The 15179-nt window shown below is 65.5% G+C and carries 13 protein-coding genes; 9 read left to right on the plus strand and 4 right to left on the minus strand.

All coding sequences use genetic code 11. The features are described 5' to 3' along the window. Window positions 1–65: 65 nt before the first annotated feature. Window positions 66–3587, minus strand: a complete 3522-nt coding sequence (locus tag ACKWRH_RS17510; RefSeq protein WP_445221590.1) for a molybdopterin cofactor-binding domain-containing protein — start codon at window positions 3585–3587, stop codon at window positions 66–68. Next, complete coding sequence (locus ACKWRH_RS17515) at window positions 3587–4069, minus strand: (2Fe-2S)-binding protein (protein WP_445221591.1); 483 nt, start codon at window positions 4067–4069, stop codon at window positions 3587–3589. Before ACKWRH_RS17515 ends, ACKWRH_RS17510 begins: the two co-directional genes overlap by 1 nt. A 249-nt stretch (window positions 4070–4318) precedes the next feature. Between ACKWRH_RS17515 and ACKWRH_RS17520 the strand changes: the two genes are divergently transcribed. The 9 genes from ACKWRH_RS17520 (at window position 4319) to ACKWRH_RS17560 (ending at window position 13105) form a co-directional block, all read left to right on the plus strand. Then, on the plus strand, window positions 4319–5776 hold the full coding sequence (locus ACKWRH_RS17520; RefSeq protein ID WP_445221592.1) for a 6-hydroxynicotinate reductase: 1458 nt from the start codon (window positions 4319–4321) through the stop codon (window positions 5774–5776). Next, window positions 5773–6669, plus strand: a complete 897-nt coding sequence (locus tag ACKWRH_RS17525) for a UPF0280 family protein (RefSeq protein WP_445221593.1) — start codon at window positions 5773–5775, stop codon at window positions 6667–6669. Before ACKWRH_RS17520 ends, ACKWRH_RS17525 begins: the two co-directional genes overlap by 4 nt. Window positions 6670–6684: 15 nt before the next feature. Further along, complete coding sequence (locus ACKWRH_RS17530; RefSeq protein ID WP_445221594.1) at window positions 6685–7269, plus strand: amino acid synthesis family protein; 585 nt, start codon at window positions 6685–6687, stop codon at window positions 7267–7269. An 80-nt stretch (window positions 7270–7349) separates the two neighbouring features. Beyond that, on the plus strand, window positions 7350–8552 hold the full coding sequence (locus ACKWRH_RS17535; protein ID WP_445221595.1) for an ABC transporter substrate-binding protein: 1203 nt from the start codon (window positions 7350–7352) through the stop codon (window positions 8550–8552). A 161-nt stretch (window positions 8553–8713) separates the two neighbouring features. Continuing rightward, entirely contained in the window at window positions 8714–10603 is a 1890-nt protein-coding gene (locus tag ACKWRH_RS17540) for an ABC transporter permease (RefSeq protein ID WP_445221596.1), read from the plus strand. Next, the gene (locus tag ACKWRH_RS17545) at window positions 10600–11385 is read left to right on the plus strand and encodes an ABC transporter ATP-binding protein (protein ID WP_445221597.1); all 786 of its coding nucleotides are present in this window, start codon (window positions 10600–10602) and stop codon (window positions 11383–11385) included. The genes ACKWRH_RS17540 and ACKWRH_RS17545 overlap by 4 nt, the downstream gene beginning before the upstream one ends. After that, the gene (locus ACKWRH_RS17550; protein WP_445221598.1) at window positions 11382–12086 is read left to right on the plus strand and encodes an ABC transporter ATP-binding protein; all 705 of its coding nucleotides are present in this window, start codon (window positions 11382–11384) and stop codon (window positions 12084–12086) included. The genes ACKWRH_RS17545 and ACKWRH_RS17550 overlap by 4 nt, the downstream gene beginning before the upstream one ends. 14 nt (window positions 12087–12100) lie before the next feature. After that, the gene (locus tag ACKWRH_RS17555; protein ID WP_445221599.1) at window positions 12101–12556 is read left to right on the plus strand and encodes a MarR family winged helix-turn-helix transcriptional regulator; all 456 of its coding nucleotides are present in this window, start codon (window positions 12101–12103) and stop codon (window positions 12554–12556) included. 177 nt (window positions 12557–12733) lie between these two features. Continuing rightward, window positions 12734–13105 (plus strand): hypothetical protein, encoded by a 372-nt coding sequence (locus ACKWRH_RS17560; RefSeq protein WP_445221600.1) that lies wholly within the window; start codon window positions 12734–12736, stop codon window positions 13103–13105. Between the two features lie 4 nt (window positions 13106–13109). Here the strand turns inward: ACKWRH_RS17560 and ACKWRH_RS17565 are convergent, their stop codons facing one another. Further along, window positions 13110–13799: a hypothetical protein gene (locus ACKWRH_RS17565; RefSeq protein WP_445221601.1), complete on the minus strand. Its 690-nt coding sequence runs from the start codon at window positions 13797–13799 to the stop codon at window positions 13110–13112. 125 nt (window positions 13800–13924) lie between these two features. Then, window positions 13925–15121 (minus strand): amidohydrolase family protein, encoded by a 1197-nt coding sequence (locus ACKWRH_RS17570; RefSeq protein WP_445221602.1) that lies wholly within the window; start codon window positions 15119–15121, stop codon window positions 13925–13927. Window positions 15122–15179 lie beyond the last annotated feature (58 nt).

Raw genomic sequence — 15179 nt, forward strand, 5'->3', positions numbered from 1 at the left:
TTTCACTCGGCGTCATTCCGGGGCGGCGCGAAGCGGCGAGCCCGGGCCCCGGAATGACGGAACGTCTAGTGCACCGACGATCGCACCCGCGCGACCGTCTCGCGGACGCCGGTCCAGGCCGGCTTGTCCGGCGCGAACTGCTGGCGCAGGAAGCTGACAAGTTCTTCGACCTGCGCATCGCTCATGCTGTTCTTGAAGGCGGGCATGTAGCCAAGATCGCTGGAGACGGGCTCATTGATGCCGTGCAGGACGACCTGCACGAGATTGTCCGATGTCGCGCTGTGCAGATTGCTGTTGAGCGCAAGCGAGGGCCGAGTTCCGAACAACGGCAGGCCGCCGACCTCGTGGCAGACGGCGCACGCGCCCTGATAGAGCCGCGCGCCGGTGGAAGGCGCCACCGTGACCTGCGTTGAGCTCTCCAGCTTTGCAGCAAGTGTATCCTGGCCCTGCGTATCGATCGCGGTGTCGTTGAACGAGTTGAGATAGACCGCCATCGCGCGGATGTCGGGGTCGGGCAGGGCTTTGAGGTCCTTGACGATCGGCGCCATCGGGCCTGCGGCGACGCCGTGATAGCGCGAATGGCCGGTGCGCAAATAGGCGAAAAGCTCGTCCTCGCTCCACGGGATCGGCGCGCGTGAGAGCGAGGTCAGCGCGGGCGCCTCCCAGCCTTCCGCAAATCCGCCCGCGAGATAGGCATTGCGCTGCTCGGCGCCGAGCGCGTTGCGCGGCGAATGGCAGGCGCTGCAATGGCCGAGGCTCTCGATCAGATAGGCGCCGCGATTCCACTGCTCGGATTTGGCGGGATCGGGCTTGAATTCTTGCGTGTGGTGAAACAGCGCATTCCAGCCCGCAAGCAGCGGGCGGAGGGTGAACGGGAAGGCGAGCGTATTCGCCGGTGCCGTGGCGCGAACCGAAGGCTGGGTCATCAGGTAGGCGTAGAGTGCCTGCATGTCGGCATCGCTGGTCTTGGCGAAATGGGTGTAGGGGAAGGCGGGGTAGAGTTGCCGCCCGTCGCGGTGCAGCCCGTCGCGCATCGCGCGCTCGAAGGCGGGATAGGACCAGGCGCCGATGCCGGTCTCGGCGTCGGGCGTGATGTTGGTTGAGTAGATCGTGCCGAACGGAGTTTCCAGTGCGCGGCCGCCGGCGTTGAGCACGCCCGTGAGGCTGGTGTGGCACTCCGCGCAATTGCCGAGTGCTGCAAGCTGCTCTCCGCGCGCGATCGTCGCCGCGGAATAGACCGATGGATCGGGACGTGCGATCGGCGCGATCGCGCGCCCGGGCAGGAGGGCTGCGCCGACGCCGATCGCGGCGGTGCAGACGGCCGCGATCGTCGCGAAGATGCCGGCGCGCTTGGCGAACGGATTCTCCCAGATGCGGGACGGCGGCGGCGCAGCGGGCGCGGGCAGGGCTTGCGGTACGGGCGATATTTCACCGTGCAATCCCTTCAGGATGCGTTCCGGCGTGAACGGCGGCTCGCGAAAGCGCACGCCGGTGGCATCGAAGATCGCGTTGGCAATCGCCGCTGCGCTCGGCACCGAGGCGGACTCGCCGACGCCGAGCGGCGGCTGGTCCTGACGCGGCAACATCAGCACGTCGATCTTGGGCACGTCAGGGAAAGGGATGATCGGATAGGCGCCCCATTCGCGCGCCGCCACCGCGCCGCGCTCGAACGAAACCTCCTCCATCAGCGCGCGGCTGGTGGACTGGATGACGTTGCCGTGGATCTGGTGGCGCACGCCGTCCGGATTGATCATCAGGCCGGAGTCCTGCCCGGCGACGACGCGCGTGACGCTGACATCGCCCGTCGCTTTGTTCACGGCAACGTCGGCAACCCAGGCCGACCACGCCGCGCCATAGCCGGGAAACTTGCTGTGGACATAGAGCGCATAGGCAAAGCCGCGACCGTGCACGACCTCGCCATCCTTTTCCTCGCGCACGGGGCGCGGCGTCCAGCCCGCGCGTTCGGCCACCGCATTGACGAGATCGACGGCGCGCTGGTCCTTCAGGTAACGCAGGCGGTATTCGATCGGATCGACTCCGGCCTCGGTCGCGGCCTCGTCGATATAGGATTCATGCGCAAAAGTGTTCGGCAGGGCCGAGACACCGCGAAACCAGGAGGCGCGCACGATCGGCGCCATGTCATGGGCGACGACGCGCATGTGGTCGTAGTCGTAGGGCGGGATCGCGGTGCGGTCGCCCATCTGGAGTACCGCGGGCTCCGGCGAAATCCGGCCCGTCAGCAGCAGCGCCAGCGTCGGCGCCGCGTTCGAGGGATAGCGCGTGGCGAGATCGTAAGCAGCGATGCCGCCGTCGGAATCGAGCCCACCATTGACGTCGATGAGCTGCGCGGTGCCCTTGGGTTCCCAGGCATGCTCCTGCTCGCGCGTCAACTGCACGCGCACGGGCCGGCCGACGGCGCGCGACAGCAGCAGCGCGTCCGCGGTGACGTCATCGGCGCAGTTGCGACCGTAGCAGCCGGCGGCCTCCAGGCGGATCACCTCGATTTCGCTTTCGGGACGTTCGATCAGGAGCGCCAGGTCGCTGCGCAGCACGTGCGGGTTCTGCGTGCCGGACCAGACGCGGATGTTCCCGTCCTGGACGTCGGCGACCGCGCAGGACGGCCCGATCGAGGCGTGCATCTGGTACGGCCACACATAAGTGCGCTGCATCGGCTTGGCCGCGCCTGATATCGCCGCGTCGACGTCGCCTTTGTCGATCAGCGTGCGCGGCGTAGACGGATTGGCGCGCAGCGCGGTCTCGACGTCGGCGAGATCGGTCAGACCAGCCGTCGGCTTCCAGTGCACTGCGAGCTGCGCCGCCGCGCGGATCGCGTTCTCCTCGCGCTCGGCGACCACGCCGACGAAATCGCCGATACGCACGACGGCAATGATGCCGGGAATGTCACGTACCGAGGACTCATCCACCGCGATCAGGCTGGTGCCGACGAACGGGCCGGCATCGACGCCGGCATAGGGCGGACGCACCACCCGGCCGTGCAGCATGCCGGGCACCCTAATGTCGTGCACGAAGGTCAGCTCGCCCGTCGCCTTGGCGGGCAGGTCGACGCGCGGCGTCGACTGGCCGACGATGGCGTAGTCGCCAACGGGCTTGAGCGCGACGTCGTCGGCAAGTTCGAGGCGGATGGTCTCACCGCCGATCAATTCGCCATAGCTGACGCTGCGGTTGTGCCCGCGGACGAGGCCGTCCTCGATCCTGAGGTCGCTGGCCGGCAGCTCTAGCCGCTCGGCTGCGCGCGCGATCAGGAAGTGCCGCGCCTGCGCCGCGGCCTTGCGCAGGGGGACGGCGGTGATCTGGATGGTTTCGCTCGCGATCGTCGCGCCCTGGTTCGGCACCACGGCGGTATCGCCGAGCACCAGGACGACGCGCGCAAAGGACACATCCAGCTCTTCGGCGACGATCTGGCCGAGTGCGGTGCGGATCCCGGTGCCGAGATCGACATGGCCGTTATAGGCCGTGACCGATCCATCCGCGGTGATGCGGACGAAGGTCTCGGATGTGATCTCGTCCACGGTGCGGACGACAACGAGCGAGCCGCGCTCTGCTCCGTTCGAGAGAGGAGAGGCCATCAATCAACGGCCTCAGTGATCTGGCCGGATGCGCGCATCACCGCGCGCAGGATTTCTACGTGGGTGCCGCAGCGGCAGAGATTGTAGCGCAGCGCCGCCAGCGCCTCCTGCTCGGTCGGCTGCGGCTTGATCGCGAGCAGCGCCTTGGTGGTCATGATCATGCCGTTGAGGCAATAGCCGCATTGCGCGGCCTGCTCGTCGATGAAGGCCTGCTGCACCACATCCGGCTTGTCGCGCGTGCCGAGCCCTTCGAGCGTCAGGATGTCGCGGCCTGCGCAGCCGCTGACGGGAATCACGCAGGAGCGCGCGGCCTGCCCGTCGATCAGGACAGTGCAGGTGCCGCACTCGCCGAGGCCGCAGCCGTATTTCGGACCGTTGAGCGCGAGGTCGTTGCGCAGCACATAGAGCAGCGGCGTCTGCGGCGCTGCCGTGACGTCGTGGATCCTGCCGTTCACGGTGAGGCGGATCGGTGTCTGCGTCATCCTCGTTCCCAAGCCCGTGGCCAAGTGCTCGTCAAAACCTACGTCGCGACGATACCGTTTGTACACAAACGTGCAAGCTGCGCATGCCGCACTGCAGCGCGACTGCCTTCTTTGTGGACAGAGCGGATAGGCAAATGGGGTTTTATGCGGCAGCCGCACCTTTTGCGCCGCACCGCCGCTTGACAGCCTTCGGGAGGGCGCGCAACATCGTTCGTATACGAATGATAACCGCGTCGACTGGCTTTGGACATGGTGACTGAAACGACGAGCGCCGCCATCGACAAGATCCGTTGCGATGCCTGTCCGGTGATGTGCTACATCAAGCCGGGCGCGGCGGGCGCCTGCGACCGCTATGCCAACTACGACGGCAAGCTCGTCCGCGTCGACCCGCACGTGATCCTGGAACGCACCGTCTCGCATGGCGGCAAGCTCGTTCCCTTCAGTCGCACCGAAGACTGGGACGGAAAGATCGTCCACGAGCCCTCAACCTTCGTGACGGCGATCGGTGCGGGCACGACCTATCCCGACTACAAGCCGGCGCCGTTCATCGTCTCGTCCGAGATCGATGGCGTCGACATGGTGACCGTCGTCACCGAGGGCATCTTCTCCTATTGCGGCATCAAGGTGAAGATCGACACCGACCGCTATCTCGGCCCGGAAACCGCGACCGTTCGCGCGCAAGGCGAGGCGGTCGGCCACGTCACCACCAGCGAATACGGCTCGCAGATGCTGTCGCTCGGCGGCGTGCATCATCTCACCGGCGGTTCCAAGAAAGAGGGCCGCGTCACCTGCGACACGCTGATGGATCTCGCCAATTGCAAGGCGGTCGAGCTGACCATCGACGGCGGCGCGAGCGTGGTGGTGCAGGCCGGCCAGCCGCCGATCGTCAACGGCATGAAAGAAGAGCGCATGCGCGTCGGCTGCGGCTCGGCGACGATCGGCATGTTCGCCAAGCAATGGCACGGCAAAGTCGACGAGGTCGTCGTCGTCGACGATCACATCACCGGCGTGCTCTCGGAGCACCAGGCCGGCAAGCTGCTCGACATCGCCGACACCGGCATCAAGATGAAGGGCCGCCGCTCGACGCCAGGCCGCTATTTCCAGGTCGCCGATCCCGGCACGGGCTGGGGCGGCACCAACATCTCCGATCCGCTGGCGATTCTCGGGCCGTTCGATGCCAAGGAAGCCAAGCCTGGTCTCTCCATGCTGATGGTTTCCACGACCGGCGAGCATTCGTCCTATTACGTGCTCGACGAGGCCCTGAAGCCGGTCGAAACCGAGATGCCGGCCGATTTGAAGTTCTCGGTCGAGCGCATCCAGGAGAATTGCGAGCCGGCGCTGTGCACGGTGTTGTTCATGGCGGGGGCCGGCGGCTCCTTGCGTGCGGGCGTCACCGACAATCCGGTACGGCTGACGCGTTCGGTCAAGGACGCGCTGACGCGCGTCACCAGCGGCGGCGCGCCTGTTTATGTCTGGCCGGGCGGCGGCATCACCTACATGGTCGATGTGACGCAGATGCCTTCAGGCGCGTTCGGCTATGTTCCGACGCCGGCGCTGGTCGCGCCGATCGAGTTCACGATGAAGCTGTCGGACTATGCCGCGCTCGGCGGGCACATGGATTATGTAAAACCGCTGTCCGAGGTGCAGAGCGGTGACGACGTCCGCCAATTGCCCTGGCAGAACCCGATTCCGGGACGCCGGGCATGACCAGGCTCCCGCAAATCGCATTGCTGTCTGGTGGCCGGCGGCTGCATTTGCAGGATGGACCGATTGATCTGATCGTGGAGGCGAGGGGGCGCGCTCACGCAGTGCGTGCGGCCTATGAGGCGGCGGCGCGGCGATTCACCGGACTGCTAGACGAACTCTGCGCCGAACTTCCGGAACTGCGGACGGCCGCTGAGAAGCAGACTTCGCTGAAGGGCGTGGTGGCGCGTCGGATGCACGCTGCTGTCGCACCCTATGCTTCCGATTGCTTCATTACGCCGATGGCCGCGGTTGCCGGTAGCGTTGCAGAGGAGATTCTTGGCGCCATGCTGGGCGCCGCGACGCTCGATCAGGCCTATGTCAACAATGGCGGCGATATCGCGCTGCATCTCGGGGAGGGCGAGCATTTCTCGGTCGGCCTGATGGATCGGCCTGATCGCGACGGCGTGCTGCGCAAGATGAGGGTCTATTCAGGTGATCCCGTGCGCGGCATCGCGACCAGCGGGCGTCACGGCCGCAGCTTTTCGCTCGGCATTGCCGACGCGGTCACGGTGCTGGCTGCCACCGCATCGCAGGCCGATGCGGCCGCGACGGTCATCGCCAATGCCGTCGATCTGCCCGGGCATCCCGCCATCATCAGAAAGCCTGCGAACGAGCTTCAGCCCGACAGCGATCTCGGCGTGCGTCTCGTCACCCGCGATGTCGGTGAATTGTCGCAGAGCGAGATCGCGGCCGCGCTGGAGTCTGGCGCGGAATGTGCACGGCAATTGTTCGATCGCGGATTGATCGAGGGTGCCGTGTTGCAGCTTTGTGGTGATATGCTTGTCATCGGAACCAGGGATATGGAAGAGCAACGAACGCGCCCGCGCATGCTGGAGAGCGCGGTCTATGCCTGAACAGGGAAGCGAAACATGAGCGCGATCATCCGCAAGATCGTCACCGTCGTCGAAGAGACGCAGATGGAAATGGGCCGCCGGGTCTCGCCGCCGACGCGGCGCGCCGCGGCGATTGCCGTGATCGAGAACCCCTTTGCCGGCAAATATGTCGAGGATCTGTCGCCGCTGATCGCCATCGGCGAGGAGCTCGGCGATCTCCTGGCGAAGCGCGCGGTGGCGGCGCTCGGCATCGATGGCGCGAAGGCGCAGAGCTACGGCAAGGCCGCGGCGGTCGGCGAGAACGGCGAGTTGGAGCATGCGGCGGCCATCTTGCATCCGAAGATGGGTGCTCCGGTGCGCAAGGTCCTGAGCAAGGGCGCGGCGCTGATCCCGTCGTCGAAGAAGCGCAGCGGCCCCGGCACGACGCTGGATATTCCGCTTGGTCACAAGGACGCGGCCTTCGTGCGCAGCCATTTCGACGGCATGGAGGTGCAGATCAACGACGCGCCGCGCGCCAACGAGATCATGGTCGCGGTCGCCGTCACCGATAGCGGCCGTCCCTTGCCGCGCGTCGGCGGGCTGACGGTTGCGGAAGTGAAGGGTGAAGACGGTTTGAAATAGAGTTTGAACCGGGGCGGCGGGCATGGCTTCTCCGACAAGATCACGCTGAAGACGTAGAGAGTTCAAAACTGGAGGTTGGGATGCGAGCGAGAAGCACTTTTGTGGGCGCGGCCTTCGCGCTGCTGGCGGGCGGCATGGTTCATTCGGCCGTGGCGCAGGAGATCAAGATCGGCGAGATCAACAGCTACTCGCTGTTGCCGGCGTTCACCGAGCCCTATCGCAAGGGCTGGCAGCTCGCAGTCGAACAGGTCAACGCGGCCGGCGGCATCAACGGCAAGAAGCTCGTCGTCGTCTCCAAGGACGACGGCGGCAAGCCGGCGGATGCGCAGACCGCGGCCAATGAGCTCGTCTCCAGCGAAGGCGTAGCGATGCTGACGGGGACGTTCCTGTCGAACATCGGCCTCGCCGTCAGCGACTTCGCCAACCAGAAGAAGGTGTTCTTCCTCGCGGCCGAGCCGCTGACGGATGCCATCACCTGGTCCAAAGGCAACAAGTACACCTTCCGTCTGCGTCCCTCCAACTACATGCAGGCGGCGATGCTGGTGGAAGCAGCCAGCAAGCTGCCGGCCAAGCGCTGGGCGACCATCGCGCCGAACTATGAATACGGCCAGTCCGCAGTCGCGGTGTTCAAGAAGCTGATGTCGGAGAAGCGCCCCGACATCCAGTGGGTCGACGAGCAGTGGCCGCCGCAGGGCAAGATCGACGCGGGTCCGGTGGTGCAGGCGGTTGCCGCGGCCAATCCCGAAGCGATCCTCAACGTCACCTTCGGCGCCGACCTCGTGAAGCTCGTGCGTGAAGGCAACACCCGCGGCCTGTTCAAGGGGCGTGAGGTCGTCTCGTTCCTGACCGGCGAGCCCGAATATCTCGATCCGCTCAAGGACGAGACGCCGGAGGGCTGGATCGTCACCGGCTATCCCTGGTACTCGATCAAGACGCCCGAGCATGACGCGTTCCTGAAGGCCTATCAGGCCAAGTACAACGACTATCCGCGCCTGGGCTCGATCGTCGGTTACCAGACCATCAAGGCGGCCGCTGCGATCCTTGCGAAGGCCGGCTCGACCGATCCGGAGAAACTGATTGCCGCGGCGGAGGGGCTGTCGATGCCGTCGCCGTTCGGCGAGATCACCTTCCGCAAGATCGACCACCAGTCGACGCTCGGTGCCTACGTCGGCAAGACCGCGTTGAAGGACGGCAAGGGCGTGATGGTGGATTCTTCTTACAAGAAGGGATCGGACTATCTGCCCAGCGACGCCGAAGTCGAGAAGCTGCGTCCGAAGGATTGAACTCCGCTGCCGTAGGGTGGGTTAGCTGAAGGCGTAACCCACCACTTTCTGCATCCGCAGAACCATAAGAGGTGGGTTACGCTGCGCTAACCCACCCTACAAAGCGCTCTCTCCCCGCTCTTCGCGGGGAGAGGCGACTTCAAACCCAACCCGGACCGCCGATGGCCTTTTATGTCGTACAGTTTCTGACCGGTCTCGCCAGCGCAGCGTCGCTGTTCCTGGTGGCCTCGGGCCTGTCGATCATCTTTGGCGTGACGCGGATCGTGAATTTCGCGCATGGCGCCTTCTACATGATCGGCGCCTACATCGCTTTCACACTCACCGAGCGGCTTTCGGGCGCGTTCGGCTTCTGGGGTGGGATCGTCATCGCCGCGTTTGCCGTCGCCTTGATCGGCGTCATCGTCGAGATGGTGCTGCTGCGCCGCATCTATCACGCGCCCGAGCTGTTCCAGCTGCTTGCGACCTTCGGCCTGACCTTGATGGTCGAGGATCTCGTCGTGCTGATCTGGGGCCCCGACGATCTCGTCGGCCGCCGCGCGCCGGGCTTCAAGGGCGCCATCGATTTCTTCGGCCAGAACATCCCGAGCTACGATTTGTTCCTGATCGTGCTCGGACCGGTCGTGCTCGGCATTCTCTGGCTGCTGTTCCAGCGCACGCGCTGGGGCGTGCTGGTGCGCGCGGCGACGCAGGACCGCGACATGGTCGCAGCGCTCGGCGTCAACCAGAAATGGCTGTTCACATCCGTGTTCGCGGTCGGCGTCTTCCTGGCCGCGCTCGGCGGCGCGCTCCAGATTCCGCGCGATGCCGTGCATCACGCCATGGATCTGCGTATCATCGTCGAGGTCTTCGTCGTGGTCGTGATCGGCGGCCTCGGCAGCATCGTCGGCGCCTTCGTCGCGGCGGTGCTGGTCTCCGAGCTCAACGCCTTCGGCATCCTGATCTTTCCAAAAATCTCCATCATCCTGGTCTTCCTGGTGATGGCGGTGGTGCTGATCGTGCGGCCCTGGGGCCTGTTCGGCAAGCCCGAGGCGGCCGCGCGCAAGACGCCGGGCCTCACCGTCAATCCCTGGCGGCCGCTGACGTCGAACGAGCGGCTCGCGGCGCTCGCCGCGCTCGTCATCGCGGCGACGCTGCCGCTGTTCGCCGGCAATTATGTTCTCACGGTCGGTTCGGAGATCGCGATCTTCGTGATCTTCGCCGTCAGCCTGCATTTCCTGATGTCGGTCGGCGGGCTTGCGTCGTTCGGGCATGCCGCGTATTTCGGTCTCGGCGCCTACGGCGTCGCCTTCCTCGCCAAGTTGGCAGGGCTGCCGATGATCGTGTGCCTGCTGCTCGGGCCGCTGCTGGGCTGCATGGGCGCGGCCGTGTTCGGCTTCTTCGCGGTGCAGCTTTCCGGCGTCTATTTCGCGATGCTGACGCTTGCGTTTGCGCAGATCGTCTGGTCGATCGCGTTCCAGTGGGTGAGTGTAACGGGCGGCGACAACGGCATACTCGGCGTCTGGCCGTCAAGCTGGGCGGCGAGCCCGGGGCATTTCTATTGGTTGGCGCTCGGCGTTGCGGCACTCGTGACGGTCGCGCTGCGGGCCATGGTCTTCTCGCCGTTCGGCTACGCACTCAGGGCCACGCGCGACTCGCCTCTGCGCAGCGAGGCGGTCGGCATCAATGCCAAGCGCATCCAGTGGACGGCGTTCGTGATCGCAGGCACGACCGCCGGCATCGGCGGCGCGCTGTTCGCCTACCTCAAGGGCAGCGTCTTCCCCGACAATCTCGGCATCTCGCTGTCGGTCGACGCCCTCGTCATGGTGCTGCTCGGCGGCGTCGAGACGGTGTCGGGCGCGGTGATCGGCGCCATCGTCTACAAGGCGCTCAACATCTGGCTGGTCAGCCAGACCGACCTCTCAAAGCTCGTGCTCGGCGGCTTCATCGTGCTGATCGTCGTCGTCTTCCCGAAGGGCATCGTCGGCACGCTGGAGATGCTGGCGCAGCGGCGCAGGAAGACATCGCCGCCGGGATCTCCATTGCTTGCCAAGCCGATCGAGTCCGTCGAATGAGCGTCGCACCCCCACTTCTCGCGGTTGAAGGCCTGTCCAAATCCTACGGCGGCATCCACGCCGTGCGCGGCGTCTCGTTCTCGCTGCGATCAGGCGAAATTCTGGCGCTGATCGGTCCGAACGGCGCGGGCAAGAGCACATGCTTCGACATGCTCAACGGCCAGAACAAGCCTGATACCGGCCATGTCCGCCTGCTGGGCGAGGAGACCACCGGCAAGAAGCCGCGCGAGATCTGGCGGCTCGGCGTCGGACGCACCTTCCAGATCACCGCGACCTTCGCGACGATGACCGTGCGCGAGAACGTGCAGGTCGCGCTGATCTCGCATGGGAAGCAGCTGTTCAATCTTTTCGGCTCGGCCCCGAACTTCGACCGCGGCGAGGCGGGCCGGCTGCTCGAGCTGGTCGGCATGGGCGGCTATGCGGACCGACCCTGCGGCGAGCTCGCCTATGGCGACCTCAAGCGGCTCGAGCTTGCCGTAGCGCTCGCCAACGATCCCAAGCTGCTGTTGATGGACGAGCCGACCGCCGGTATGGCGCCGCGCGAACGCGTCGAGCTGATGCGGCTGACAGCGCAGATCGCGCGAGAGAAGTCGATCGGCGTGCTCTTTACCGAGCACGACATGGACGTCGTGTTCGAGCATGCCGACCGCATCATCGTGCTGAACCGCGGCACGCTGATCGCCGAGGGCTCGCCAGCCGAAGTGCGCGGCAATCCGCAGGTGCAGGCGGTCTATCTCGGCGAGGGCCTGCTTTATGATGCCGGGCATGGAGCCTCGACATGAAGCTCGCGGTGCAGGACCTCAACAGCCATTACGGCCCGGCCCATATCCTGTTCGACATCGGCTTCGAGGTCGGTGAGGGCGAAGTGGTGGCGCTTCTGGGCCGCAACGGCGCCGGCAAGTCGACGACCTTCCGCTCGATCGTCGGGCTCGTCGCGCAGCGCTCGGGGCGCATCATGTTCGAGGGCAAGGATGTCTCGGCGCGTCCGACCCACGAGATCGTGCGCGATGGGCTCGGCTATGTGCCGGAGGAGCGGCGCATCTTCACCGATCTGACGGTGGAAGAGAATCTCGAAGTCGGCCGTCAGCCGAAGCGCCCGAACGCGCCACACTGGACGCGCGACAAGCTGTTCGCGCTGTTTCCAAACCTGGGTGAGATGAAAAATCGTCCGGGCGGCCGCATGAGTGGTGGCGAGCAGCAGATGCTCACCATCGCGCGCACGCTGATGGGCAATCCGTCGCTGGTGCTGCTGGACGAGCCCTCGGAAGGCCTGTCGCCGAAGATCGTGGAGCAGATGGTCGATGCCATCCTGACCATGAAGAAGGAAGGCGTCAGCATCGTCGTGTCCGAGCAGAATTTGCACTTTGCGCGGCTGATCTCCGATCGCGCCTATATCATCGAGCGCGGCCGTATCTGCTTCGGCGGCACCATGGCCGAGCTCGACGCGCGTCCGGATATCCGCGACGCGCATCTGTCGTTGTGAGGGGCGGGGAGCGGATGGCGAGAAGCGTCGCGGCGAAGAAAAGCGTCAAACCGGCAAAATCGTCCTACGTGCTCGACGAGCAGGTCGGCTTCATCCTGCGTCAGGTCTGGCAGCGCCACAGCTCGATCTTCTCGCGCGACATCGGCACCAATCTGACGCCGACGCAGTGGGCGGCATTGTCGAAGCTGGCCGAGACGGGCGCGTGCTCGCAGAACCAGCTCGGGCGGCTGACGGCGATGGATGTCGCAACCATCAAGGGCGTGATCGATCGCCTGACCGCACGAGGCCTGACCGAGACCAGCCAGGATCCCGAGGACGGACGGCGGCTTCTGGTCAGCCTGACGCGCGCCGGTCAGCAGCTTGCGGAGAAGGTCGCGCCGAATGCGCTCGCCATCACCCGAGAAACGCTGGCGCCGCTCGACGCCCGGGAGCGCGAGATGCTGATGGCGCTGTTGAACAAGCTGCGGTGAGTACGGTGCCGTAGTGAAGGTCTCGTAGGGTGGGCAAAGCGAAGCGTGCCCACCATTCTTCCTTATGCCGCAAGGATCGTGGGCACAGCGCTTCGCGCCTTTGCCCACCCTACGGCGGTTGAACATGCTGCAGTATCGGGCGACTAACTCGATGAGGACGTCATCGAGGTTTCCGGCATGAGAGCAGCGACACAGCTTGCGATAATTCTGAGTTTTGTTGCGGCTCCTGCCTGGGCGGCGCAGCCCTACGAGGGGTTCTGGGCGTCGACCAAAAAGGATTGCCACGATCAGGACAGCGCCAACCGGCTGAGCATCGAAGGCGGCAACCGCCTCTATTGGTACGAGACGCGCTGTCGCGCCGGCGAGATCACTGCGGACGGCAAGCTCGGCTGGAAGATGAAGCTCGCCTGCGAAGGCGAGGGCGAAAGGTTTCGCTCCAATCCCCGGGTTTCGGTTGCGGCGGATGGCCGATTGGTGATCGAGAACGGCCCCGTCGGCCAGGCCAAGCGGCAGACCTATGTGCGCTGTGAGATCACAAAAAAGCGCTGACCCTTTACGTCTTCCCCGGCCATTTGGCGCGATAGCGGATTTCGCTGCCATCAGTGAGCCGCCGCCATGTGCCGAATTCCGGCGTATGCGGCGCCCGGGCCGTCAAGTCGATCGGATAGATCCGGCTCGGTTGGCCCTGGATGTTGACGGTGAGCTGCCGATGCGAGGTTCTAAAGGCAAGCTCGACTTCGCCTGCGATGACGGGTTGGTCGCCATCACGATAGAAGGCGGAGGGGGTCACTTCACCCGGCATGGTGTTGAGGTCGGTCTGCAATTCGATGGTAATGCCTTGCGCTGACGCCGGCACCGTTACGCGGGCCGGAAAGCGAACCTCGAACACGAGCAGGGGATTGTTGCCGTTCCGGTTGAGCCAGGGCGTGGCGGTCGCATACGCGTAGGCAATGTAGATACCGATACCGGCGACACAGAGCAGCACGACGATGCCAAGCGACTTCAGGCTGTTGCGCGCGACGCTGCCATTGCCTGCGTCCCTGCCCGAACGCGTCACCAGCCAACTGGCGAGCATCGCGCCTGCGATCGCGCCGATGGGGGAGTAGAAGAACAGTCCCAACAGACCCGACGTGATCGGGTCTGCGCGGTTGCCGAAATCGAGCAGGGAGAACAGCACAAAGGTCGCGACATAGCCCGCTACCGCGCCAGCAACGCCGACGGCTATTCGCGATGAGTTTTTCATGTCTCCCTCGATGGTCCAGCAATGAACTGCCGCCGCCGAGGGCTGCCTGCGTTAGACGCAGCAGGCAGCAGACTTGTTCAATGCCTTTGAGGGGCGACGCGGAGTGGCGAGCCGCTCCGGCCGCGTCACTTCGCCACCACTTCCGGCACCCGGCCAGCCGGCGGCGTGTTGCGGCTGCGCTGGGTGCGCACGATGCCGTCGATGATGGTCATGCCGATGCCGGGGAGGTCGCCGAGCTGCACGCTCTCCAAGATGGTCTTGCCGGGCGAGTGCTGGGCCTTGTCCATGATGACGAAATCGGCGGAGCGGCCGACCTCGATCAGGCCGCAATCGAGCTGCCGCATCCGCGCGGTGTTGCCGGTGGCGAGACAAAAGGCGATCTCGGCCGGCAGGTCGCCGAGTGAGGACAGCATCGAGACCATGCGCAGAATGCCGAGCGGCTGCACCCCGGAGCCGGCGGGCGCGTCGGTGCCGAGGATGACGCGGTGCAGGTCGCCCATCTCGCGCGCGATGCGCAGCGTGAACAGGGCCGAGCGCTCATTGCCGTTGTGAACGAGCTCGAGGCCGCGCTTGCAGCCCTCGCAGATGCAGCGGATCTGATCGTCGGGCAGCGCGGTGTGGCCGCCATTGATGTGGCCGACCACGTCGGTGTCGGCCTCCAACACCACGTCCTTGTCGATCAGGCCGGAGCCGGGGATCGAGGGGCCGCCGGTGTGGATCGTGCTCTGGATGCCGTATTTGCGGGCCCAGCCGACCATCTTGCGCGCCGTCGGGCCGTCCTTGACGCCGCCGAGACCGACCTCGCCGAGCAGCTTGACACCGGCGGCGGCCAACTCCTTGAAATCCTCCTCGACCATCTCGCATTCGATCACCGGTGCACCGGCGTGAACCTTCACGCCGCCCGGGCGCAGATTCCAGAATGCGCGCTGTGCGAAGATCGCCATCGCCTTCAGCCCGACGACGTCGCGCGGGCGGCCGGGCATGTGAACCTCGCCGGCGGAGATCATCGTGGTGACGCCGCCATGCAAATTGCTGTCGATCCAGCCGATCTGGTTCTGGCGCGGCGTCCAGTCGCCCGCCACAGGGTGGACATGGCTGTCGATCAGGCCGGGCGCGACCGTGGTGCCGTTGGCCTCGACGATGGTGGTCGCGCCTTCGGTGTTGAGGTCCTTGAAGCGGCCGATCGCAGTGATCTTGCCGTTCTCGGCGACGATGGTGTCGCCGTCCAGGATCGGCTTTTCCAGGGCGCCGGACAGGATCAGGCCGATATTCCGGATCACGAGCTTCGAGGGTCCGGTGGCCTGGGGTGCGTCATGCGCCATGGAAGGGGCTCCTTGTTCCTAGCTGCAACGCTCGCGATCTTGGGCAGCCTTGACCCCG

It is taken from the genome of Bradyrhizobium sp. Pa8 (assembly GCF_052588265.1).

What these genes read in the sequence shown, in the direction of transcription:
- ACKWRH_RS17570 (WP_445221602.1), bottom strand. Translation starts at nt 15,121, where the DNA reads ATGGCGCATGACGCACCCCAGGCCACCGGACCCTCGAAGCTCGTGATC.
- ACKWRH_RS17555 (WP_445221599.1), top strand. Translation starts at nt 12,101, where the DNA reads ATGGCGAGAAGCGTCGCGGCGAAGAAAAGCGTCAAACCGGCAAAATCG.
- ACKWRH_RS17545 (WP_445221597.1), top strand. Translation starts at nt 10,600, where the DNA reads ATGAGCGTCGCACCCCCACTTCTCGCGGTTGAAGGCCTGTCCAAATCC.
- ACKWRH_RS17535 (WP_445221595.1), top strand. Translation starts at nt 7,350, where the DNA reads ATGCGAGCGAGAAGCACTTTTGTGGGCGCGGCCTTCGCGCTGCTGGCG.
- ACKWRH_RS17565 (WP_445221601.1), bottom strand. Translation starts at nt 13,799, where the DNA reads ATGAAAAACTCATCGCGAATAGCCGTCGGCGTTGCTGGCGCGGTAGCG.
- ACKWRH_RS17550 (WP_445221598.1), top strand. Translation starts at nt 11,382, where the DNA reads ATGAAGCTCGCGGTGCAGGACCTCAACAGCCATTACGGCCCGGCCCAT.
- ACKWRH_RS17520 (WP_445221592.1), top strand. Translation starts at nt 4,319, where the DNA reads ATGGTGACTGAAACGACGAGCGCCGCCATCGACAAGATCCGTTGCGAT.
- ACKWRH_RS17540 (WP_445221596.1), top strand. Translation starts at nt 8,714, where the DNA reads ATGGCCTTTTATGTCGTACAGTTTCTGACCGGTCTCGCCAGCGCAGCG.
- ACKWRH_RS17525 (WP_445221593.1), top strand. Translation starts at nt 5,773, where the DNA reads ATGACCAGGCTCCCGCAAATCGCATTGCTGTCTGGTGGCCGGCGGCTG.
- ACKWRH_RS17560 (WP_445221600.1), top strand. Translation starts at nt 12,734, where the DNA reads ATGAGAGCAGCGACACAGCTTGCGATAATTCTGAGTTTTGTTGCGGCT.
- ACKWRH_RS17530 (WP_445221594.1), top strand. Translation starts at nt 6,685, where the DNA reads ATGAGCGCGATCATCCGCAAGATCGTCACCGTCGTCGAAGAGACGCAG.
- ACKWRH_RS17515 (WP_445221591.1), bottom strand. Translation starts at nt 4,069, where the DNA reads ATGACGCAGACACCGATCCGCCTCACCGTGAACGGCAGGATCCACGAC.
- ACKWRH_RS17510 (WP_445221590.1), bottom strand. Translation starts at nt 3,587, where the DNA reads ATGGCCTCTCCTCTCTCGAACGGAGCAGAGCGCGGCTCGCTCGTTGTC.